At 43.9% G+C, this 23,895-nt stretch carries 15 protein-coding genes; 10 read left to right on the plus strand and 5 right to left on the minus strand.

Annotated features, from left to right (window positions below):
- The first annotated feature begins 14 nt into the window (after nt 1-14).
- Both ACQ4XT_RS08330 and ACQ4XT_RS08335 read left to right on the plus strand, forming a co-directional pair.
- Nucleotides 15-2,141, plus strand: a complete 2,127-nt coding sequence (locus tag ACQ4XT_RS08330; RefSeq protein WP_446853273.1) for a S8 family peptidase — start codon at nt 15-17, stop codon at nt 2,139-2,141.
- Between the two features lie 370 nt (nt 2,142-2,511).
- Complete coding sequence (locus ACQ4XT_RS08335; protein WP_446853274.1) at nt 2,512-2,727, plus strand: hypothetical protein; 216 nt, start codon at nt 2,512-2,514, stop codon at nt 2,725-2,727.
- Between the two features lie 29 nt (nt 2,728-2,756).
- Here ACQ4XT_RS08335 and ACQ4XT_RS08340 read toward each other — a convergent pair whose 3' ends face one another.
- Together ACQ4XT_RS08340 and secA2 are read right to left on the minus strand one after the other, a co-directional pair.
- Nucleotides 2,757-3,644, minus strand: coding sequence for an accessory Sec system S-layer assembly protein (locus ACQ4XT_RS08340; RefSeq protein WP_446853275.1), 888 nt, complete (start codon nt 3,642-3,644; stop codon nt 2,757-2,759).
- Entirely contained in the window at nt 3,637-6,024 is a 2,388-nt protein-coding gene (gene secA2, locus ACQ4XT_RS08345) for an accessory Sec system translocase SecA2 (RefSeq protein WP_446855623.1), read from the minus strand. The genes ACQ4XT_RS08340 and secA2 overlap by 8 nt, the downstream gene beginning before the upstream one ends.
- Nucleotides 6,025-6,245: 221 nt before the next feature.
- Here secA2 and ACQ4XT_RS08350 point away from each other — a divergent pair, with 221 nt between their 5' ends.
- Both ACQ4XT_RS08350 and ACQ4XT_RS08355 read left to right on the plus strand, forming a co-directional pair.
- On the plus strand, nt 6,246-10,574 hold the full coding sequence (locus ACQ4XT_RS08350) for a S8 family serine peptidase (RefSeq protein WP_446853276.1): 4,329 nt from the start codon (nt 6,246-6,248) through the stop codon (nt 10,572-10,574).
- A gap of 287 nt (nt 10,575-10,861) precedes the next feature.
- Entirely contained in the window at nt 10,862-12,238 is a 1,377-nt protein-coding gene (locus tag ACQ4XT_RS08355; protein ID WP_446853277.1) for an N-acetylmuramoyl-L-alanine amidase, read from the plus strand.
- 473 nt (nt 12,239-12,711) lie between these two features.
- On the opposite strand, the gene ACQ4XT_RS08360 is transcribed toward ACQ4XT_RS08355, so the two are convergent.
- Both ACQ4XT_RS08360 and ACQ4XT_RS08365 read right to left on the minus strand, forming a co-directional pair.
- Nucleotides 12,712-13,707, minus strand: a complete 996-nt coding sequence (locus tag ACQ4XT_RS08360) for a C40 family peptidase (RefSeq protein WP_446853278.1) — start codon at nt 13,705-13,707, stop codon at nt 12,712-12,714.
- Between the two features lie 188 nt (nt 13,708-13,895).
- A complete protein-coding gene (locus ACQ4XT_RS08365; protein WP_446853279.1) occupies nt 13,896-14,987 on the minus strand; it encodes an acyltransferase family protein in 1,092 nt (363 codons plus the stop codon).
- Between the two features lie 184 nt (nt 14,988-15,171).
- On the opposite strand from ACQ4XT_RS08365, the gene murJ reads away from it, so the two are divergent.
- From murJ to ACQ4XT_RS08380, 3 genes are read left to right on the plus strand one after another with little or no spacing between them, the layout of a single operon-like run.
- Entirely contained in the window at nt 15,172-16,683 is a 1,512-nt protein-coding gene (gene murJ, locus ACQ4XT_RS08370; protein ID WP_446853280.1) for a murein biosynthesis integral membrane protein MurJ, read from the plus strand.
- A gap of 5 nt (nt 16,684-16,688) precedes the next feature.
- Complete coding sequence (locus ACQ4XT_RS08375) at nt 16,689-17,573, plus strand: PIG-L deacetylase family protein (RefSeq protein ID WP_446853281.1); 885 nt, start codon at nt 16,689-16,691, stop codon at nt 17,571-17,573.
- Between the two features lie 20 nt (nt 17,574-17,593).
- Nucleotides 17,594-18,679, plus strand: coding sequence for a glycosyltransferase (locus ACQ4XT_RS08380; RefSeq protein WP_446853282.1), 1,086 nt, complete (start codon nt 17,594-17,596; stop codon nt 18,677-18,679).
- Between the two features lie 44 nt (nt 18,680-18,723).
- On the opposite strand, the gene ACQ4XT_RS08385 is transcribed toward ACQ4XT_RS08380, so the two are convergent.
- Nucleotides 18,724-20,688, minus strand: a complete 1,965-nt coding sequence (locus ACQ4XT_RS08385) for an InlB B-repeat-containing protein (protein ID WP_446853283.1) — start codon at nt 20,686-20,688, stop codon at nt 18,724-18,726.
- A 273-nt stretch (nt 20,689-20,961) separates the two neighbouring features.
- On the opposite strand from ACQ4XT_RS08385, the gene ACQ4XT_RS08390 reads away from it, so the two are divergent.
- From ACQ4XT_RS08390 to ACQ4XT_RS08400, 3 genes are all read left to right on the plus strand, one after another.
- Nucleotides 20,962-21,720: a YveK family protein gene (locus ACQ4XT_RS08390; RefSeq protein ID WP_446853284.1), complete on the plus strand. Its 759-nt coding sequence runs from the start codon at nt 20,962-20,964 to the stop codon at nt 21,718-21,720.
- The gene (locus tag ACQ4XT_RS08395) at nt 21,710-22,405 is read left to right on the plus strand and encodes a CpsD/CapB family tyrosine-protein kinase (protein ID WP_446853285.1); all 696 of its coding nucleotides are present in this window, start codon (nt 21,710-21,712) and stop codon (nt 22,403-22,405) included. The genes ACQ4XT_RS08390 and ACQ4XT_RS08395 overlap by 11 nt, the downstream gene beginning before the upstream one ends.
- Nucleotides 22,406-22,625: 220 nt before the next feature.
- Nucleotides 22,626-23,396 carry a tyrosine-protein phosphatase gene (locus tag ACQ4XT_RS08400; protein ID WP_446853286.1) on the plus strand — a complete coding sequence of 257 codons (771 nt, stop codon included), beginning with the start codon at nt 22,626-22,628 and terminating at the stop codon, nt 23,394-23,396.
- Nucleotides 23,397-23,895: the final 499 nt, after the last annotated feature.

Below are 23,895 nucleotides of genomic sequence, written 5' to 3' on the forward strand. Positions count from 1 at the left end.
TAGGAGGAACTCTCATGAGAAAAAGACCCCTGTTGTTAGTACTAATGACTTGTTTTGCGTTAACTTTGTCGGGTGTCTTCATTCATTCTAAGGTGTATGCATCTTCAGATTTTCAGAACATCCAGGAAACCTATGAAAAGGAACAATACCAAAAAAGTTCATTGAGAGTAGATCTTTCACAAATAGACCAACGTAGTATAGTAGTGAAAGGAAGTAAAACCTCCGTTCAACACGTTATACATACATATAACTTAAAGCCACTGGATGTATCAGAGGCGCTGAGCAAGCGAAACTATCATGTCCTTCAAGTGCCGGAATCACAAAATTATCAGGATGTCCTGCAAAAGCTGAAAAGGGAAGCAGATCTACAAAGGGTGGAGCCGAACTATATCCGGACATCGACCGCTGGACCTCAAGATCCTTATTTCGAGGAACAATGGCAGTTCAACCCTTTAAATATGAGTGAGGTTTGGGGGATGCGCGGTTCCCATGACACGGTGATCGCTGTCCTGGATACAGGAGTGAACGCTGATCACCCCGATTTGAAGGGGAAGATCCTCCCTGGTTATAACTTTTTAGATGATACACAAGATTCCTCTGATGATCATGGCCATGGCACCCATATTGCTGGACTGATTACAGCGAATGCAAACAATCAAGGAATCGTCGGTGTGAATCCTTCAGCCAAGGTCCTTCCGTTGAAAGTGGCCGGAAAGGAAGGGAATGTCAGTTTCTCCGCAAGTTTGGATGCGATTTATTATGCGATCGATCAAGGTGTGGATGTGATCAACATGAGCTACTCCAGTTATCAAAAGATGGACAGTGAGCGGGAGGCTCTCTATGAAGCCTATAGAAAGGGAATTGTATTGGTAGCTGCTGCCTCCAATGATGACTCTTCCAAACCTGCGTATCCAGCTTCTTATCGACCGGTCATCAGTGTTGCAGCAACAGATGAGATGGACCGCCCGACAAGCTTTTCCAATTATGGAGACTGGATCGATCTTACAGCTCCGGGTCAGAACTTAGTCAGTACCCATTACAAAGGAGGCTATGCCTATAATGATGGGACTTCTTTTTCATCTCCTCTTGTGGCGGGAGTGGCAAGTTTAGTGAAAGGTCATCATCCTTCCTGGAATCCTTCGGAAATTGAATGGGCCATGCAGAATACGGCGAAGACATTTACGGGAGTGACTTGGAACTTATATGAGGGATTCGGTATCCCAGATGCATCTCTATCAATCAATAGTCAGCCCTATGACTCAAGTGCAGATGCAGCGGACACGTATGGAGATGCCTATCAGATGACAAGCACAGGCGTAAGTAACCGAATTGGGAAACCAGGAGACGCAGACTGGTACACTTTCGAAGTTAAAGGAGACGGAGAAACGACGATCAACATGGATCAATTGGATGACCACATGGACCTGGTGGGAGTACTTGTGAACGAAGACGGAGACCATACGATTATTGATGATAATGGAAAAGGTGAACAGGAATCGTACACATTTTCAGCAGAAGCAGGAGAATATCGCTTGCAGATCTTTGAATATTACAATCATTGGTCATCAAAATCATACAAACTGAATGTAACGACCCCGGATCGTGAATATGGGCCGGCAGCTCAAACGTTCCCGGATGTGAAAGGGACATGGGCAGAATCCTTCATCAATTATCTAGTAGAAGAAAAATTGATGGTCGGCTACCCGAATGGGAACTTTGGTTTCAAAGATTCGATTACTCGAGCCTCTGCTTCGGTCATGATCGCCAAAGAGATGGATTTACCACTGAAAGAGTCGCACTTTCCTGACGTCAGCCCCGACCATTGGGCGGCGAAATATATTGGAGCGATGGAAGAAGCGGGAATCTTTCTAGGTTATGATGACGGGACATTCAAACCGAACAGAGCTTTATCGCGTGAAGAGATGGCGAGCTTGGTTGTCCGTGCTTATCAGCTAACAGGGGATAAGGAGAATGAGTTTACGGATGTCCAAGAGGGAACATGGTCTTATGAACCCATTTCTACCCTAGTATCCAACGACCTCGTCACAGGATTCCCGGATGGTACATTCCGACCGAAGAAAGAAATCAACCGAGCTGAATTCGCCACGCTTATGGCTCGTTTATTACAGAATAATAGGTAAAAGAAAAAGCCAGCTTCTATCCAGGAAGCTGGCTTTGTTAGGTCTTCTGTTTTTTAATAGACAGCATATCTCTCCAATAATCAGTCAATGGGCTGGGATGGAAAAGGATTGGACAAAGTTATTAGAAATAAACGTTAGAATCATATAACAATCCAGTGATTCAGAAACATCAAAAAGAAGCAGTTAAATCCATTTGTTCTTGTATTATACGACTATTATCTATGATGAAAGGCCTGGGTAATAGGGTGATGATAGAAAGAAAAAGTTTACAAATTTGGTGGAATGTTATTAATCCTTATGATAATCTATGAATAATAATCTTAACAACCATAGATGACAGCAAAAGAAAGACAGGGGGACTTCAACGAAGATGAAAAAGCAGGTAAGTGTAAGGGTCAGTGAGTCATTACATGATGAAATTGAGCAGAAAGCGAAAGAGCTGGGGCTTAGTAAGAGTTCCTTTATTTCCTTTTCCACGCAATTTTTTCTGAATCAATTGAACCATATGGAAAGCTCGCCAGCTTCTAAGAGTGTAAACATGTACGAATTGTTAAGAACAAATATGGAAAATACATATAAAGAATAATAAAAAAGCCACCCAACGGTGGCTTTTTTTTATTTCGGATAAACCTTCCATCTGGACAAGTCGACCTCATCACGGTTTACCTTGTTCTTAGGGAATACAAAAGTCCATGGCTTGCTTGTATGGGCTTTTACTTTTAAATCATTCAGTTTAAATCCACCCTTAGCAATGACCTTTCCTGTTGCATCTTCAACGACAAGGGGAATGGACTTCAAAGTGATATCTTCTTCATTTCCATTTCTCACAAGGAGAGTTACATGCAAATTGCCCTCATCGCTGAATGTCACCTGCAATCCTAGGAAGTTGACTTCCCCAGGCTTTGGCGGGGTTATATGGCTCACATACTCTTCCAGTTTATCGATTTCTTCCGTATCCAATGATTTTTCCCAGGCCTCTTCAAGGTCGAGGGAGTGTTTTCTTGTTTGAGTCTCGAAAGCTAACTTCCAACCATTGACCGGGATGTTGGTATCATCATTGATAAAGTCCTTTTGATGAAAGGAGAAGATCCATGGACGGCTGGATCGGCCGGGTAATAACCCTACATCCGTGAGATCGAATTGTTTGCGGGCCATTAATTGTCCTTGTTTATCTAATAGTAAAATCGCAGTAGGTTTGAAATGAATGCCTCTTTGCAAAGAATTCCGTAGAAAAGCTTTGACGAGAATGTTTTGATCCTTCTTTTGAATATCAAACCCAGTGACACTCACTTGATTCGGTTTGAGTGGAGGCAGATCACTGTTATAAAAGCGGTAAACATACGTTTCTTCTTCCGGAAGGTGCCAGTCCGGGTGGAGAGATAGTTCCGTGTATACTTCTTCCGTATCCTGAACCTCTTCTTCTTTTCCGGTGAATAAGGAAGCGTCGACTGCCCCCTCATCATACGCTTTCGTTTCTTTCTCTTTCTTTTTCCATTTAAACATTTGATTCCGCCTCCTTATCCTGTTGTTTTATGAGCTTCGGCTTCATCACTTGCGCAAGCATGAACACCATCTCTTTGTTGATTTCAGCATAATTATGCTGGAAGATGTCATACCCATCTTGCTGATAGAGGCGCAGCGGATCTTCTTGTTGATATTGTCTGATCCCGACCCCTTCTTTTAATCTTGTCATCATTTCCAAATGGCGGACCCAAAGCTTGTCCAGGATATCAATGGAGAAATGGCGCAGCTTCAGTTGGAGTGATTCATCTTCAGACCATGACTGGATTCGTGCGCAATACTCCTCGGCATAGGCAAGAACGTCTGCTTTTAATTGCTCGATATCCTCATAACTCTTTTCAGATAGCGCTGGAGCGGCACCAGGTGCACTTCGCTGGATTTCATTTTCGAGCCTTTCCAGCGGCCAATTTTCAGGAACGACCGTTTCCGGACAAAGTTTGTCTATTAGATGTAAGAAGTGCGTACGAACTTGTTTGGAAATGAGGCTGAGAAGATCTTCTTCAAGAAGAAGCTTCTCTCTGAATTCATAAATGACTTTCCGTTGGTCATTGACGACATCATCCATTTTCAGTGTGAACTCGCGCACGTTGTAGTTGCTGCCTTCACTAATCAGTTGAGCGGTATCGACGAATTTGTGAATGTCCTTGTTCGTGACCTGACCCTGATCATCCGTTTTGAGGGACTTCATTTTTCTTTCCTTCTCATCTCTTGCAAAACGAACAATCAAATCGTCTTCTAAGGAGATGATGAATTGAGAAGACCCCGGGTCCCCTTGACGACCGGATCTTCCTTTTAATTGATTATCGATTCTTCTTGCTTCATGACGCTCGGTTCCGATGACGTGAAGACCACCTAACTCCGCCACTTCTTCACCAAGAACGATGTCGGTACCACGACCGGCCATGTTCGTGGCGATGGTGATCTGCCCTTTTTGTCCGGCTAAGGAAATAAGGCGTACTTCCTGTTCTACACTTTTCGCGTTCAACAGTTCGTAGGAGAGACCGGCCTCATCTAAATAGGTGGCCACTTCATCTGATTGCAAAATGGAAGTCGTCCCGATCAGAATCGGCTGACCGGTACGGTGGACGTCTTGAACTTCACGCACTAATTCTTCGTATTTCTGCTCTTTTGTAAGGAACACTTTATCAGAACGGTCTTCTCTGGCTACGGGTTTGTTGGTAGGAATCTGGACAACATCCATACCATAAACCGTTTGGAATTCTTTCTCTTCCGTTTTGGCTGTCCCTGTCATTCCCGCTAGAGAAGGGTACATACGGAAATAGTTTTGAACGGTGATGGAGGCTTGGGCCTTGTTTTCTTCGGTAATTTCAAGACCTTCTTTTGCTTCGATAGCCTGATGAAGACCATCAGACATCGTACGTCCTTCCATCATTCTTCCTGTAAACATATCAATCAGTTTCACTTCCTGATCGTGGACGATATAATCCACATCTCTCTCAAAAAGAACGTTGGCTCTTAAGGCCTGGATCATATAATGATAGAGCGTTTGATGCTCCAGGTCATAGAGGTTATCAATTCCGAAGGCCCGCTCGATTTTGTTCATGCCATCATCCAGCAGATTGACCGCTTTCGTTTCAGGATCAAAGTGATAGTCGACTTCCGCTTTAAAAGCACGGGCAAGCATGGCCCCAACTTTATGTAAATTTGCACTAGGTTTCATTTTTCCAGCAATGATCAATGGCGTTTTTGCTTCATCGATCAAGACGCTGTCAATTTCATCTACGATGGCATAGTGGTACGGACGCTGGACTTTTTGATGGACGGCTGTCACCATGTGATCCCTTAAGAAGTCAAAGCCGAACTCTGTTCCGATTCCATAAGTGAGGTCAGCCATGTAGGCTTTCTTTTTATCCGCCGATGAAATTCCTGGAACATTCAAACCGACCGAAAGACCTAAGAACTCATATAAAGGCCCCATGATCTCCGCATCTCTCCGGGCAAGGTATTCGTTGACCGTAATGACGTGGACGCCTTTGCCTTCTAAGGCTCTCAGATAAGTGGGAAGAGTAGCGACCAGCGTCTTTCCCTCACCTGTCGCCATTTCGGAAATATCCCCATCGGTCAGCACAAGGCCTCCGATCAGCTGGACATCAAAGTGACGCATGCCCAGAATTCTTTTCGCAGCTTCACGTACGACCGCAAATGCATCATTACGAATATCATAAATCGATCGTCCATCCTTGAGTTCCCGTTTGAAATGATCTGTTTTAGCACGTAGTTCCTCATCACTAAGATTCTTATAAGTTTCCTCTAGTGCATTAATCTTATCTATGTATTTACTATACTTTTTCAGCTGCCGCTCACTTTTGTTCGGCAGTATACGCTTCACTGAATCTATCATTAGTCCTAGACGCTCCTTGATGTAGTAGTCATTATCTTTCATTTTACCATGTTCCTGCTAGTCATTTCTACACAACGAAGGGAGTGTTTGGAAAATTTGTAGAATGAAGCACAGAATTGTTTGATAAGTAAGAAAAATAAGAATATACTAGAAGAGGATTAAGAGAGGGGGGACAATGGAGCACGAATTTGGAAATTATTGAAGGAGGAGAAAAGTAGAATATGAAAAAAAGCTTAATTTTGTTCTTTGTATTCCTTCTAGCATTCTCTCATTCTGTTTTTGCTGCAAGTGGAGTTCCAAACAAAAATTTGGAAGGTTCAAACAAATCTGCAGATAAAAAGACAGAACGAGTATTTTCGCTGGAAGATGACCATGAGAATTATGGACCAAATGATGAAGTACGAATCATTGTTGAATTAGAGGATGAGCCTACCATTTATTCGGCTCAGAGTTTAGGAAAGAGTTATAGTGAACTATCTGAAGCGAATAAGAACAAGTTGCGGGAGGAAGCTTTAGATGCGCAGGCGAAAGTGAAAGCTGCCATTAAGAAGGAATCCGTCCCAATGGATTACAAACAAAGCTTTACCACAGTAGTGAACGGCTTCAGTGGTACAGTGAACTTCAAATCGGTAGAAGTCATTGAAACTCTACCAAATGTCGGCAAAGTACATATCACAAACGAATACCAGCGCCCGACAGAACAGCCGGAGATGCTTTATAGTAAAGAGCTTGTCAATGCACAGAAAACCTGGCAGGAGTATGGCTATAAAGGGGAAGGAATGACGGTAGGTGTCATCGATACAGGAATCGATCCAGAACATAAGGACATGATCCTAAGTGAGGAAACGGATCCTGAAATTAGTAAGAGTGATGTCGATACCTTACGTCAGTCTGGTGAACTGAAAGGGAAATATTTCACCGAAAAAGTCCCTTATGGTTACAACTATGCAGATGAGAACGGTACGGTACTAGACCTGGGTCCTGATGCGAGTATGCACGGTATGCACGTTTCCGGAACAGTAGGTGCCAATGGTGATGAAGACAATGGAGGAATTAAAGGGGTTGCTCCGGAAGCTCAAATCCTCGGATTGAAAGTTTTCGGTAATGATCCTGAAATGCCTTCGACTTATGGAGATATCTACATTAAAGCGATTGATGATGCGATCCTTCTAGGAGCGGATGTCATCAATATGAGTCTTGGTTCAACAGCAAGCTTCGTAGATTCCGAAGATCCTGAACAGAAAGCGATTGCAAGAGCTGTCGATAATGGCGTCATGATGGCTATTTCTGCAGGTAACTCTGCACGTTTGGGAGATGGCTTCGCTAATCCGTTAGCTTCGAATCCTGATATCGGAGTCGTTGGGGCACCGGGTCTTTCAACAGAGTCCCTGCAAGTCGCTTCTTTCGAAAACGAATATTTGATGCTGGACGGATTCAATACACGGGTAGATGGGGAAGAAGGAATTCCTGTACCATTCCTTTCTGCAAGTGATGTACACCCTGATACACTGGAAGAGGGTTACCATGAGCTTGTTTATGCAGGACTTGGCCGTACCCCAGGTGATTCAGAGGTAAATCCGGAAGCGAACGACTTTGAAGGTGTTGATGTTGAAGGGAAGATCGCTCTCATTCAGCGTGGGGAATCCACATTCGTAAGTAAGACGCTGAATGCCCAGGAACGTGGGGCAAAAGGGGTCATTATCTTCAATAATGTTTCTGGTTATATCAGTATGGCATCCAGTGGAGAAATCAACATTCCTCAACTGTCCATTCTGAAAGACCTAGGAGAGAGTTTGAGAGATCAATTGCAAGAAGGAAGCACAGTGGAAGTTTCCTTTGAAGGGGAAGAAGTAAAATCGATCAACCCTGAATTCGGTAATCTTTCTTCCTTCACTTCATGGGGAGTGACACCAAACCTTGACTTCAAACCTGAAATCACAGCACCAGGTGGGAACATCCTATCCACTTTGCAGGATGATGCGTATGGTTTGATGAGTGGTACATCCATGGCTGCTCCACACGTAGCTGGAGGTTCAGCATTAGTCATGCAGCGCCTTGAAGATGAATTCGATCTTGCTGGTGAAGATCGTGTGGAAATGGCGAAGAACCTTCTTATGAACACGTCTGTACCGCAAGCAGATACAGGTTTGTATAATGACTTCTACCAATCAGGACTTGCATTTTCTCCACGTCGACAAGGGGCAGGTCTGATGGACCTTCATGCGGCAATGCAGACTCCTGCCATTGTGACTGAGAAAGAAACAGGTTTAGGTAAAGTCGCCTTGAAAGAGATGGATGGTAAAGAATCCTTTACATTGACCGTTGACAACTTCAGTGATGAAAACACGGTGTATAATGTGTCAGGTACCGTTCAGACAGATCTTGTATCAGAGGGTGAAAACCTTGTAGAAACACAAGGAATCTACAAAGAAGGAACAATCAGTGAGGAGTCACCGTTCGCAGGTGAATTCCCAATCGAGATCACTTCAAATGCTGGAAGCGAAGTAGATGGAGAGTATCAAGTTCTTGTACCGGCCAACTCTTCCATAGAAATTGATGTAACTGTCGATTTAACAGACGGAATTGACTGGTTCGGAAACCAGCCATTGGATGAAATCTTTGAAAATGGCTACTTCGTAGAAGGTTTCGTGACACTGGAAGATCCTAATGATGTCAATGCGTCACTTAATGTTCCTTATGTAGGGTTTGATGGGGAATGGGACCAAGCACCAATCGTTGATGATACCATCTATGAAAAAGATGGGGATTCTTTCTATGGTCAATCAGGTCTTCTTGCTCCATACGGTGCTGAACTTCAGTACCTAGGTGTCGATCCATTGTTAAGTGAAGAAGAAGCACTTGTTGGTTCCCAAAATAACATCGGGTTCTCACCGAATAAGGATGGAATGGCGGATGTCGTCATGCCGATCCTCTCATTCCTGAGAAACGCGAAAGAAGTGGAATTCAACATTTTAGATGAAGATATGAACGAATTACGCACGATTAGTTCCCAGGACGAAGTTAGAAAGAATTACTTTGACGGAGGAGCTGCTCCATCCTATACAATCTTCGATCAAGGCGCATGGGATGGTAAAGTAGATGGAGAATTTGTCGAAGACGGTCTCTACTACTATGAAGTGAAATCAGTCGTTGACTATCCAGATGCCGACTGGCAGTCTAAAGTGATTCCAGTCCGTGTCGATACGAAGACTCCTGATTTAGATGTTTCCTATGATTCTGAAACGAAAGAAGTTACATGGGATGCGGAAGATCAAGGCGCTGGACTTTCCCACTTTGACGTTATTGTTAACGGTAAAGATGTCACAGAAACGCCTTTAGCTGCAGGTACAGATGCTTACACTGTAGAAGCTAAGGAAGTTACAAGCGTGAGAGTCGTCGCCTACGACTATGCGGGTAATTCAACAACGGACAGCGCTCTTGAAGGCGAAGATGACACGATTCCTTATGTGAATGCTCTTACTCCTGTAGCTCTTGAGCCTACGGACAGTAGAGAAGTACTCGTTACTGGTTATGTAACGGATGATTCCAAAGTGGAAAAACTTACAATGAACGGTAAAGAAGCGAAACTGACATGGGATGCTGAGAATGAACGTTATGCGTTCAACGAAACCATCAGCTTCAAATCTGACGGAGTCAAAGAAATCGAATTCCATGCCGTTGATGACAGCGGAAACGATATTTCATTCATCCGCCGTTTCATGATCGACTCCACAAGCCCTGAGTTGGCAGTCGAAGGTCCCCACTACACGGACCAGGATGAAGCAACGCTTGAAGTCTCCATGGCAGACAACTTTGATGAACTTCGTTTGACGGTCAATGGTGATGAGGCGTTTGCCAAAGCATTCAAAGAGCCATTTAAAATGAGAGCGATTGAAAAAACACTCGAGCATACGGTCGACCTAAAAGATGGCAAGAACAAGTTCACGATCGAACTCGTCGACCTTGCTGGAAACACAACGACGAAGCATATTACGATCTACAAATCTGACGACGCACCAGCTTCCTTCGATGATGTAGCGGACGGCTACTGGGCGAAGGATGCCATTGAGAAGCTGAACGTTGCAAGTATCATTTACGGTTACCCGAATGGCAACTTCGGTGTGAACGATGATATTACACGTGTACAAGCGGCTCAAATGATTACGCGTGCGCTTGGTTTAGAGACAGACAATGTCGAAGATCCAGGATTCAGCGATGTCGAAGCGGGCGATTACGGGTATGATGCCATTGCTGCTATTGCGGAAGCAGGCATTATGGTCGGTTCACCAGATGGTGAGTTCAATCCGAAAGCGACGCTGAAACGTTCTGAAATGGCGAAAATCGTTGTCGACGCCTATGACTTGAAAGGAAGTACGGATGATCGATTCAGCGACGTTCCTGTCGCGCATTGGGCTTCCAGCTATATCAACACACTAGCAGCCAATGAAATTACCGTCGGTTACCCGGATGGAACGTTCAAGCCGAACAAAGAAACGACACGTGCAGAATTCGCTCGTTTCCTTGCGAAAGCAGAAGACGATCGTTTCTAATCACAATCAATAAAGTAAAACCGGATGGGGTCCTACCCATCCGGTTTTTTGTTTTAAATGCAGGATTCTTCATTCATAGGTGAACGACAGAATTTGATAGGATTATGGATCATGTTTCGACAAATGTAAAAGGGAGTTTAGCCGCGGTATATTTTAGATATTTTTGACTTACTTGGAGGGCTTTCTTCTTAGTAGCAATTAAGTAAAAACACACTATGATAGTGAATAGTTTCCAAGTATAATAGCAGTAGAATCGAAAAAACTCGAGAAAGGGAGATTTTTGGAGAATGTTGCAAAATCGTATGAAAATGTTGGTGTTCCTTTTAGCTTTAGTTACTGCAGCTGTTTGGCCATCAAATGTGGCCAAAGCTGATTCTTTATCGGATATACCTGATCGGTCAGAGGAAGAAATCAATTATTTAATGAATCAAGGAGTATTGAGCGGTTACCCGGATGGAACCTTCAAGCCCCATAAGGAAGTAACCAGAGAAGAAGCGGCGACGCTAATTGCGCGGGCGCTTAAACTCGACGGTACTCAGAGAAACACGGTATTTTCGGATGTTTCACGTTATTCCTACGCTTCTGGATACATACAGTCTTCTTATGAACAAGGAGCCATTTCAGGATACCCTGATGGTACATACAAACCAAAAGAAACGATGACACGTGGACAAATGGCTGTTTCCGTCTCTAACGCTTTTTCATTAGGTTCCGGCAGTAATGGAAGCTATGGAGATGTCAGCCCATATGCGTACTATTATGACGCAGTCAAAAGTGTAACAAGTGCCGGGGTAGCGGCTGGATACCCGGATGGTACCTACCGGCCGGAATCAGCGATTACAAGAGAAGAATTTGCGTTATTTGTTGCTCGTGCTTTGAATGACCAATTCAGAGTTTCTACGGACATTGATTCCTACGGGGAACGCGTAGTCACGGCAGGTATTTTAAATATCCGCTCCGGCCCAAGTACGGGTTATTCCATCGTCGGCAAACTATCTGAGGGAACAACGGTTCAAGTTCACAAAGATTTAGGTGATTGGCTGAAAATCTCTTATGGTAGTTTGAACGGTTATGTGCATGAAGATTATACGACAAGTCATTCGTCCAATTCGCATATCATTGCGATCGATGCAGGTCACGGTGATGGAGACGGCGGCGCAACAGGTAACGGGTTGTTAGAGAAAGAGATCAACATTGATGTAGCGAAGCGTGTTCAGAAGTATTTGGTGGATGCAGGGATTAGAGTAGTCATGACACGAGATGATGATACTTTTGTTGAATTGGAAGACCGCGTGGATTATGCCGTCAATCGCAATGCGGACACGTTCGTAAGTATCCATGCCAATTCTTTCGATATAGAAAGTGCCAATGGAATCGAAACTTACTATTCTTCCGCCAGCTTGGATGACCGGGCTAGAAAGAGTAAGCAGCTGGCCACTTATATACAAAACCGCCTGGTCCCAGCCCTCGACTTAGCGGATCGCGGTGTGAAGGATGTTCCTTATCATGTGATTACAGAAACTCCATTACCGTCTGCCTTAGTAGAATTAGGGTTTATAACGAATGATACCGATGCCTCAAGACTCGGATCAGATTATTGGAGAGAACGTGCGGCAGAAGCGATCGCACAAGGTATTCAAGATTATTATAATTGGTTGGATTAACAGATGCCCCTCTGCAAAAGCAGAGGGGTTTTTGTATGTCATGATATTTGTAGATAAACTGGGCTCCTAGTAATGGAGAAGTCCTTCTAGTTATTGTCCTGTTCACCTGACGGGGCCGTCATTTGTATTACGAAGGAAAGTTAGCTGCTTTAGTTGGAAACAACAATCTTGATGCCTCTCATACCACCCCACTCCTGTGTATGTCTATATCCTTTTCTTCAGCCGGGGGGATCATGTAGTATAGTGGAGAGAATCCTCGCCACTGATTAGTAATTAGAGGTGAAAATATTAGGTGGGGGATGTTTGGGGCCTAAGACAAGCGGGAAATGTTTTGTGAGTAATAATTAAGAAGGTCATCATAACGTCTTTCTAAACAATGAAATAGACGGGAAAGACTATTAACCTGTGACCATAAAAAAGGCAGCAAAAAAAGCCCAGAGTCATAAACTCTGAGCTTTTGTATCAATCTCCTATTAATAGAGTGCTCTGTACAAGAATACAGCGAACTCACTACGAATCGTTTCTTTACCTGGCTTGAATGTGTTATCAGAATAACCTGTAGCAATAGAGCTTGCAGATAATGTCTGGATATCTTCATAAGCCCAGTGATCAGAACTCAGGTCAGCGAAGCTGCCGGATCCGCTTGCTTCAAGATTGAATGCGCGGGTGAATAGAGCGGCGATTTCTGCACGTTCGATCGGCTCGTCCGGTTTGAACGTACCGTCTTCATATCCGGAGAAATAACCTTTAGCCGTCACACCGTTGATGTAATCAGATGCCCAGTGGGAGCCTGATACATCGGAATACTCGCTGTGAGAAGAAGTCGGAAGATCCAGTGCGATACTTAACATCGTAGCGGCTTCCGCACGTGTAACTTTATTATCAGGTTTGAAGAGGCTTCCTTCATAACCGTTGATGATGCCTGTTTCTCCAAGGTGGCTGATGTGATCAAACGCCCAGTGATACTTGTTCACGTCATGGTATTCACCTGCTGGTAGTTCTTCATCCGCAGATTCTGTTACGGTTTCTCTTTCTTCAATGACACGTTTCGCACCGGAGTAGTTGCGTCCCCAGTAACCAGTGAGGGAAGCGACTTGAATGTCGTCTCCAGGATTTTCAGCTGAAATCATTTTGTTATTCCCTATGTATATTCCTACGTGCCAGATCGGGCTGCCGAAGAAGACTAAGTCTCCTTTTTGCAGATTGGAGCGGCTTACATATTCGCCTTGTGTGTATTGTTGGCGGGAAGTTCGATTAAGGTCGATGCCCGCTTTTGCAAAAACATACTGTGTAAATCCGGAGCAATCAAAACCATGTGGTGATGTTCCGCCATAAACATATGGTGAACCTGAGTAATCAAATGCGATATCTACTACTTGGTCCCGAACACTTTGTCCTGCGAAAGCATTAGGTGTAAATAGTAGAAAAACCGTGGCAAAAGCGACAATCGACGTTAAGAATTTTCTCATTCTAGTAAGACTCCCCTTGTGTTTTTTTGTCTGTCTTTGTAATCCTTTACAAGCGTAACATAACAAGATTCGTCATAGTTTTACAGTTGTGTAACAATTAAGTTTCATAGGTTTTACTAGTGGGGAATAGTCTCTAGATCCATAACAAAAACGACCAGGAAACCCTGGTCGTTTTTACCTTTTTTCTATTAACTTGCTTTCATTTTTGCTTTCGATGGTGCTGATGTCTTAGGTGTATTGAACTTGCCGACAATCAAAGCTCCGTATGGTACCTTGTTCAATAGATAGGTAACCAAGATCGGTCCACCGACGCCAATGATGAATAAGAGTAGGATGTGCACGCCGAAGTTTGTATAGAAGGGCATGCTTTTCAAAAAGTCGATCGTGGTGAACTGGAATAGCGGGTGAAGCAGATAGATTCCATAGGAACTGCTGCTGATCCACATGACGATCGCCGGTGTTTTCTTCAGCTGTCTCGCAATGAGATAGAGCAGACAGAAGATGAAGAACGTATAAAGCACTACGTCAAACCGCTTCGAGGATACGACCGAATAAATGTGGTTGTATCTCATGAGTAACGGGACCAATCCAGTCAGTGCAGCACCTGCGAGTAGATAGTATTTATACTTCTGAATGAAGCTTAAGAATACATCAATGTTTTTCCCTGCGTAGTAGGCGACCGTAAAGTAGAAGATCCAGCCAAGGAATGGCAGCTTATAATAAGGGCGTAGGGCAGCGACAAAAGAAAAGTCGTGGAACCAACTGAAATTATAAATCGCCAGGTAGAACATGTTGACGACGAGAGCGATTCCAATCATCAAAAATGGATTAAAACGATCGAAATACTTCTTCAATAAGAAATGCAGCGCATAGAACTGGAAGATGATTAAGACGAAGTAACCATGCCACAGTCCTAAGAATCCTTTCTCAAAGAACAATTCCATAAAGCGTCCCCACGTAAAGCCTGTCCCTACCAATAGAGGGTAGGCGGAATAGGTGACAGCCATCACGATATAAGGCACTAGAATATATAAAATTCGCTTCTTCCAAAAAGCTTTTGGAAGTTTATCTGGATAAGAGTAGGATAATAAAAATTCAGAAATCATAACAAAAACGGGTGTCGCAAACATAATCGTCAGTTTGAACATATACATCAGTTCATCCGTCAATCGGAACAGCTCATAATTATGCTGGGTCATCGTCATGGAATGGATGAGCACGACACATAAGCAAGCGATCGCCCGGATGAAGAAAATCTCGTTGATCATCGTACGTTTCATAGGATGCTCCTTTCTCATAACTCCTATATTTTATAGGGTATAGATGGAAAAGAAAAGGAGAAATTTCACCCATCTTTCGTCGGGCTTTGTTGTATTCCGTTCACCCATCCCCGCAGCTGTGGTAAAATCATGCTAATGGATTCTTACTGTCAATATATGAAGAGATATGAAAGAGGTATAGAAATTGAAATCGAAGTTAGGGATCGCAAGTCTATTATTTATCGGAGCGACACTGCTCCTGAAAGTCTCTGGTTTGATCAGGGATATGGTCATTGCCTATTATTTCGGAGACAGCTATGTAGCGGATGCGTATTTAGCTGCGTTCATCATTCCGAACATGCTCATTTTGTTCATGACGAATGGTATGAAAAACGCGCTGGTGCCGAGCTATATCGAATCGGTCGAACAAAATAATGGGAAAAGATACTTAGGGCAGGTGTTCAAAGGGACGCTCGTCCTTGCCTTCATTCTATCGGTCATCGGTATGCTGATTGCTCCCGTCCTCATGCCGCTGCTTTACCCGAACTTTAGTGAAGAAGCGACACAGATTGCGACATGGGTGACAATCATCTTTTTTGCCTGCATCTCCTTTGTCGGGATGAACAGTGTGTTAGAAGCGTTCTTTGATGCAGAAAGCAAGTTCTCCTTGTCGATCGTTTCCCAAATCATCGTCATCTTAAGCTCGATCGGGGCGGCCTTTTTGTTCGCCAATCAAATCGGCGCCTATTCGCTGGCGCTCGGGTATTTAGCCGGAACGATTTTATCCTTGATCTTCAAGCTGTTCCTCGTTGTCCCGAGAAAAGTGATGGATGTGAAGCAGAAGATCGACTGGCCGGAGGTTAAACAGTTCTACTGGATCTTCTTACCCGTCGGGCTCACCGTTGCCGTCGGTCAGGTGAACTTGATGGTCGGAACGATTTTCGCTGGCTACCAGGGCGAAGGTGCCGTCACGTACATCAACTACGCGAAAAACCTTGTCCATATGCCACAGGCGATTTTCGGTGTGACGATCGCAACGATCATCTTCCCGCTGTTATCAAAAGCGGTCACCGCCAACGACAACGATCAGTTCAAAAAAGGCATCGAAAAGGGACTGACGACGATGTACCTCGTCCTGCTTCCTGCGGTCATCGGGATGATGCTGTTGATGCCGAACTTGATCGAGCTTTTCTACGAACGCGGAGCGTTTTCCAATGAAGCGACGGCCGCTACGACACAGGTGGGATACTTTTATTTCGGTTCGGTCGTATTCTTCAGTTTGAATAACGTCATCAACAAAGGATTCTACACGATGAAAAAAGGCCATCTGATTTTGATGATCAGTATCGGGTCAATTGCACTGAATGTGGTGTTCAACTTCCTTTTCGCTGAATGGCTCGGGTACTTGGGCATTCCACTCGCTGCATCCGTCATGGCTTTGTTCTACACAGGTGCGTGTTTGATCGTTTTCGTCAAGCTCGTCGGTGGACTGGACTTCAAGTATTTAACGATCGACTATTTGAAAATTACGTTGGCCGTTGCTGCGATGAGTGGTGCGGTGATCGGTATTCAACAGCTGATCACTGACTGGCCGAATATCGTACAGATTGTCACCGTCGCCATCGTTGGCGCGATCGTATTTGCCGCTGTTGCTTTTGTATTAAAAACACATGCCTTCTTGTTCTTGCTAAGAAATGTCACGAAACGTAAGGGGTAGGGATTATGAGTAGAAAAGAAACCTTAATGAATATCGCAAGACCGGTCAACCGACCTGTCACGCGCAGAATATTGAAAAGACATTACAGTGCCGATTTAGAGGTAACATCTGTTGAAGGGGAGAAAAAGGTGCTTGTCCTCGCGCCTCATATGGATGATGAAACCATCGGCCCCGGCGCGACCCTCCGTAAACATGCCGAACATGGGGCAGAGATTCACTGCCTTTTCATGACGGATGGAGCCGGAAGTGTCAGTGATTTAAGTGAAGAAGAACTGAAGCAAAGCAGGAAAGATGAAATCGATCAAGTGATGGACATTTTGAAGCTATCCGATGTCTCTTATATGGACCTTCCTGATGGTGGCGTCTCAAGCAGCGAAGAGAATATCCAATTCTTAAAACAAAAGATCGAAGAAGTTTCACCTGATGTGATTTATACGACACCATATGTCGATGCCCACACCGATCACACAGCAACCGCCCAGCTTCTCGCGGACACGCTGAAACAAATGGATTATCGGGGAATTGTCCGTATGTACGAAATCAATTGCGCGTTTCCACCGGATTTCATCAACTGTCTTGTCGACACATCCGATCAGTATGGTAAGAAAGTACAGGCGACGGAAGTGTTCGCTTCCCAGGCGATTGCTTTCGACGGCTTCCTTGAACTGAACCAATTGAAAGGGAATCTTGCTAAGTTCCCTGTCCAATCGGCCGAAGGATTCATCGAACTGGACAAGGGTGCGTTCATTAGTCACTGTGACACGCTGAAGGAAAAAGAAATCAACTTCCCGAAAACGTTCAAACAAGTGAACCGGACGGACACGCTACTGTGGGCAATTTTCAAAAACTATGACCAGAAAAAAGATTTCTATCGTCACTCGATCAAGTAGTGGCCGGGGAGGATTCATCTATGAGTAAACGTGTACTAGTCATCAGTAATATGTATCCCAGCCGGAAGAACCCGACCTACGGCATCTTCGTAAGGAACCAGGTTGAAGCTTTGAAGAAAAAGGGACTGAACATCGACACGGCGGTCAACCGTGATAACCGTGGCGGAAAGGTCAACCTTTTGAAAAAGTACGGCCTTTGGTTTCTGAAAACGATCAGCAAACTGCCGGCCGGCCGTAATTATGATGTCGTCCATGCCCATTACATCTTTCCAAGCGGGCTGCCAGCACTCTTGTTCAAAAAGCTCTTCGGGACGAAGCTGGTTGTTACCTCCCACGGCGGAGACCTCGATCAGATGGCGAAAAAGAACAAGTGGATCCGGAAGATGACGGGATACATTTTGAAAGAAGCGGATCATGTCATTGTCGTCGGTGAAGCACTGAAAGAAGAAGTCATTCAGGGCTTTGGTATTGCTGAGTCGAATGTCTCTGTGATCAACATGGGAGTGAATCGAAACGTCTTTGCTCCGAGGTCTAAAGAGGAGACGAAGCAGGAACTCAATCTCTCAACAGACGATCGACACATCCTTTTTGTCGGGAACTTGATTGAAGCGAAAGGGTTACGTGAATTATTGGATGCCTTCCAGTCCTTGAATGAAAGAGAAGAGAACCTCCAGCTTCATATCATAGGAAGCAAGAAGAGTGAGAATTTCTTACAAGAATTGAAGTCTTCCATTCAACCAAATCAAAAAGACCGCATTCATTTCCATGGACCGAAAGATCAGGCGACTGTCGGGAAGGGGATGGCAGCGGCCGATCTTTTCGTTCTGCCCTCCCATATTGAAGGGTTCGGACTTGTTGCGCTTGAAGCGATGTCCGCCCATACCCCGGTCGTCGCTTCTGATGTTGGTGGATTGTCTTATCTACTGAAAGACGGAGCGGGCGAGCTTGTCCAACCGAAAGATGCCGGAGCGCTTGAAGAAGGAATGGAGAAAGTCCTGAACGATTCTTCTTTAAGAAATGCCAGGATTGAAAAAGGGGAACAGCTGGCTCAGGAGAATGATGAGGAAGTCATGCTGGAGCGGATTATTGATATTTATAAGAAATGAAAGTAGAAAAGCCATGAAATCTCAATGATCTCATGGCTTTTGGTTTAATCTTCTTCAGAAGAAGATTCCTTCACTTGTTCAAATACGGCCGTTACTTGTTTGTTACGATTCATTGTGATCGATGTACTCGCGGAACCGCCTGATCCATCACCTTTCCAGCGGACGAACGTCCAACCTTCAGCCGGGATGGCTTGAATGGAAATTCTCTCTCCTGCAGGTACCGTCTGTGTGGAAACTCGAATATACCCTTGTCCATCCGTGGAAGTCGATAGTGTATAGAGTTCCGGTTCGGGCTCTGGTTCAGGTTCAGGCTGAGGGTCCGGGTCAGGTTCCGGTTCCGGCTCCGGAGCAACTTCTTGGAACACGGCTTTCACAGAATAATGACTGTTCATTTTAATGGTCACTGTCCGAGACGAATGATTCACATCACCCCGCCAACCAACAAACGTATAACCATTCGATGGGGTAGCGGTTAAAGTTACAAGCGACCCACCTTCAAAGCTTGACCCGGATCGACTTTGCTTGATTGTTCCTTTTCCTGATTTCCCTACGTTCAGTCGGTATTTGGTCGTTTCTTTCTCTTCTTCTATTTCTTCCTCTTCCTGTTCTTGATCCTCATCTTCCTCGTCTTTTTCAACAAAGACCGCGCGCAGCTGCTTATCTTCATCAAAAGTTAGCCGAGTGTTCGTAGACGATGATGTCACATCACCTTCCCAGCCTTCGAACGTCCATCCAGATGCCGGGCGTGCGCGTAAGGAGATCGTCTCTCCATGCGAGTAAGTGTTAGTGAGAGAGTCACGGAAAACTTCGCCTTCTCCTTCAATCGTAAGGTTCAATGTATGAAGGTTGGTTTCAAAGATGGCGGTGACGTTTAGATTCCCATCGATCGTATGCTGTATCGTGCTTTGGTTGCCTTCAAGGTCGCCTGCCCAACGGACGAACGTCCAACCTGGTTCTCCAATCGCTTGAAGCTGAAGTTCGTCTCCAGATTCATAACTTTCTTTTTCAGGGGTGACCACGATGCGTCCCTGTCCCTCCAGGTTGGTTTGGATGTAGGATTCATTTTCTCCTTCAACCATCAAAGGGATTTCTTTCGTGAAGTCTTGATAGGAGAGGGTCAATACATCCAACCCCGATTCTTCAGCTGTAAGTGTCACGGTTTGGTCGCTTGCCTCAAGTTCAAATTTTCCTTCTGATAGTGTCCACTCGGGCTCAAAGGTCATCTCTTCACGAGCTGCGTCTTTTCCTATGACTTCTAGTGTAGAAGTTTGTCCGATAGAGAAAGGTTCCAATTCGTCAAAGGTGACTTCTTCTAAAACCTGATCCTCGACGACCATTTCCATCGTTTCAGTATAATCTTCCCAGGAAACAACGACTTCTGTTCGTCCAACTTTTGTTCCTTTGAACATGACAGAAGGTTCTTCTTCCACAGGGGCTATATCTACAATTTCAGCGTCCTCAACCGACCATTCAGCATCAAGGGGATAAAGGTTTCCGTCTCTGGATGACCAAACCAAACGGTATTCCCGTTCATAGCCTTCTTGGACGAACCTTCTGTCTGAGTCGATGGTTATACGGGATAGAAGTTGTTCCATCGCTTCCTGTACAGAAGCCTCTTTGCTGTACCGTTTCCCTTTTTCCAGTGTTCGATAGGCTTTATCTATGCTGCCTTCTTGAATGTACAAATCTGATAGAAGGGTGTATAAAGAACCAACTTCAGGTGATTCATAAATCCCTTCATTCAATGTTTCAACAGCTTTCTCGATTTGTTCTAATTGTATGTAGGATTGCGCAAGTTTCAAACGTGCTTCATGGCGGGAAGGGTCCATCTCCAATACTTTTAAATAGATTTCTACACTCTTTGCGAAATCTTCCTCTTTGAATGCTTCATTTGCCTGTTCATACTGCTCTTCAAGTGTATTAGCCTGAACAGCATTCACGGTGAAAATTGTACCGGCTGTCGCAATACTGAGTAGAGCGATAAAAACCAGCAGTCGTTTTATGTTCATCACATCACAGTCCTTTCTAGGAAACTAGTACTCATTTTTCTTATTGTACACCGGTTATAGAAAAATCGGAATACTAGGATAATTGTCGTGTTTTCACTATTTATATCGGTTTATCCTACAAATTGTCGAAGAGATATCCGATAATTAATTTTAGAAAGTCGTAACACTTTTGTAAAAAAACAGTGAAAGATTCAAGATTACAGGGTCGATAGAAAGATATCTTGTGCTATAATGCTGATATCTGTTTATTCGACAAACAACAGGAGGTTTATCATGGAAGAAACGATTTCCTTGAAAGAGATTTTCGAGGTGCTGAAAAAGCGAATTTGGCTGATCATCAGCTTAGCAGTTGTAGCGGCAGGATTAAGTGCAGCGTACACCTTTTTCCTAGTTACTCCCACGTATCAAGCTTCATCCCAATTCATTGTCAGCCAGTCCCAAGGTCAACAGGAGAATACCCCATATGATATCAATGACATCCGTACGAATGTGGAGTTAATCAATACATATAACGATATCATCAAGAGCCCCAGGGTTTTAGATATCGTTGTTGAAGAACTTGGAGTGGATTACTCGTCGGCGACATTGGCCCAAAAATTACAGGTTTCAAGTTCTGAACAATCCCAGGTCGTGAGCGTTACAGCAACAGACAGTAACGCAATGCTTGCTGCAGACTTGACGAATACAACGGTGCGTGTCTTTAAAGAAGAAGTGCCTCAGCTTATGAATGTCGATAATGTCAATGTCCTTTCCAGTGCAGAAGTTGGACCGGATCCTGCACCTGTCAGTCCGAACCCGGCTTTAAACATTGCCATCGCTCTTGTTGTTGGTCTTATGGCTGGTGTAGGAATCGCATTCTTACTTGAATATTTAGATAACACGATTAAGAGTGAAGACGATATCGAAGAGAATCTGGGACTTCCTGTCCTTGGAGTGGTCTCAACAATTACCGCTGAAGAGCTTCCAGCCCCGGGTCGTTCCAGAAAAAAGTCGAACGTGACAGAAATGAGAGGTGAGTCAGTTGGCACGTAAAAAGAAGCAAGCGGTCAATACAAGAGCACGAAACATTATTGCCAATGAGAATCCGAAGTCACCGATTGCAGAACAGTTTCGTACCATCCGCACCAATTTGCAATTCACTACTGTCGACGAAGATTTAGAGACGATGCTCGTGACATCGGCCAGCCCTTCAGAAGGAAAGTCGATCACGACGGCCAATACAGCGACTGTCTTTGCTCAGCAAGGGAAAAAGACGTTGTTGATCGATGCTGATTTAAGGAAACCGACCGTACATTACACATTCCGAGTATCTAATACAAGTGGTTTGAGTAATTACCTTGTTGGTAATGAACATGTCGTTCAACTGGCTCGTGAAACCGATGTGGAAAATCTTGATGTCATCACATGCGGACCGATCCCGCCAAACCCATCGGAATTGCTTGGATCCAGAAAAATGCAGCAGTTCATCGAAGAGGCTAAACAAACGTATGATATGGTTATTTTTGATACGCCGCCTGTTTTAGCTGTGACAGACTCTCAAGTTCTATCTAACTTTGTCGATGGTGTCCTGCTTGTCGTCCGCAGTAAACAGACAGAAAAGGAAGCGGCTGTAAAAGCAAAAGAAACGTTGGAACAAGCGAAAGCGAATATACTAGGCGTGGTGCTTAATGATCAAGATTTGAAATCCAGCAATTATTATTACTATTATGGTCAATAGTTGAGGAGAAGAGCTTATTACAGCTCTTCTTTTTTATTAAGAAGATCCCCCGGTATTTACAGTGATGTGACATTTTTAAAAAACATGTAAAATATTTTAAAAAAACGATAGATTCCCCTTTGAAAAGATGTCTGAAATTGGTATAATCTAAAACAGATTTTATAAATACAGAGGAAAATATTAATAATAGGTATAAAAAATAAAGAGGGGAGTGGGCCTTTTGATAGATATTCATAGTCATATCCTACCAGGTGTTGATGATGGGGCTCAGACAATTGAAGAAAGCATCCAGATGGCGGAAGCGGCAGTGAACGATGGTATTACCCATATTGTTGCGACCCCTCATCACAATAATGGAGCGTATGACAACTATAAAAACAACATCAAGATCCAGGTAGCAGAGTTGAACCGTACGTTTAAGGAAAAAGGAATCGACCTGCAAGTTCTACCAGGGCAGGAAACGAGAGTTTTTGGAGAGATGATTGAAGGATTGTCAGCCAATGAAATCCTTCCGATCAATGATGATACGAACTACGTGTTTGTCGAATTCCCGTCCAACTCCATACCGCGCTATGCTCCACAGCTGTTTTTTGATATGCAGGTAGCTGGTTATCAGCCGATCATCGTTCACCCGGAGAGGAATAAAGCGATCATCGAGAACCCAGAACTTCTTTATTCGTTCGTGAAAAAAGGAGCGTTCGTCCAGCTGACGGCGGCAAGTGTTTGTGGGAAGTTCGGTAAGAAAATCAAGAAGTTCTCAGAACAATTAATTGATGCTAACCTGGCTCACTTGATCGCCAGTGATGCACATAATACGACATCCCGAGGTTTCTGTATGTCAGAAGCTTACGCTGAAATCAGAAAGAACTATGGCCTTGATATGGTGTACATTCTTTCTGAGAATGCAGAGGATGTCATTTCAGGACGGGTGCTGCAGGCAGAACCACCTCAACACGTGAAGAAAAAGAAAAAAGTTTTTGGTTTGTTCTAGTAGATATGTAGAGAGTGATTTTGGCTTAAGGTGCTGGAATCACTTTTCTTTTATCAACAAATAATAAATGAAAGCGTTTTTTTACAAAATATATAAAAATTATGTAAATATCCACAAGAATCCCCTTTAAAGGATACAATGTTATTGATACAATACATATGTTACAAAATAGTTACAATGTATTGTTAATCATATCCAACAGGTGTGAAAAATTTGATTAACAGAAAACCACCATAGTCTTTTCTGGAAAATTCATTACATCAAGTATTCTTTGCCACATGAAGAGTTGTCGCTATTTAGAATAATAGCTGAACCTACGAAACAACGAAAAGCAACTAGCTTGGACAAAGGGAGAATGTGTTGACACAAGCATGATTTTTATTGATTCCAGCTTTGTTATTCTTCCCATGTTTCCAAGTATCACTTCTTATTATCCCTTTACGTAGCTTTTTTGTTTTATAGAAAACGGTACTATAGGTAAATAGTTTACGTTCTGTAA

The organism is Halobacillus sp. 12SKB, assembly GCF_052941655.1.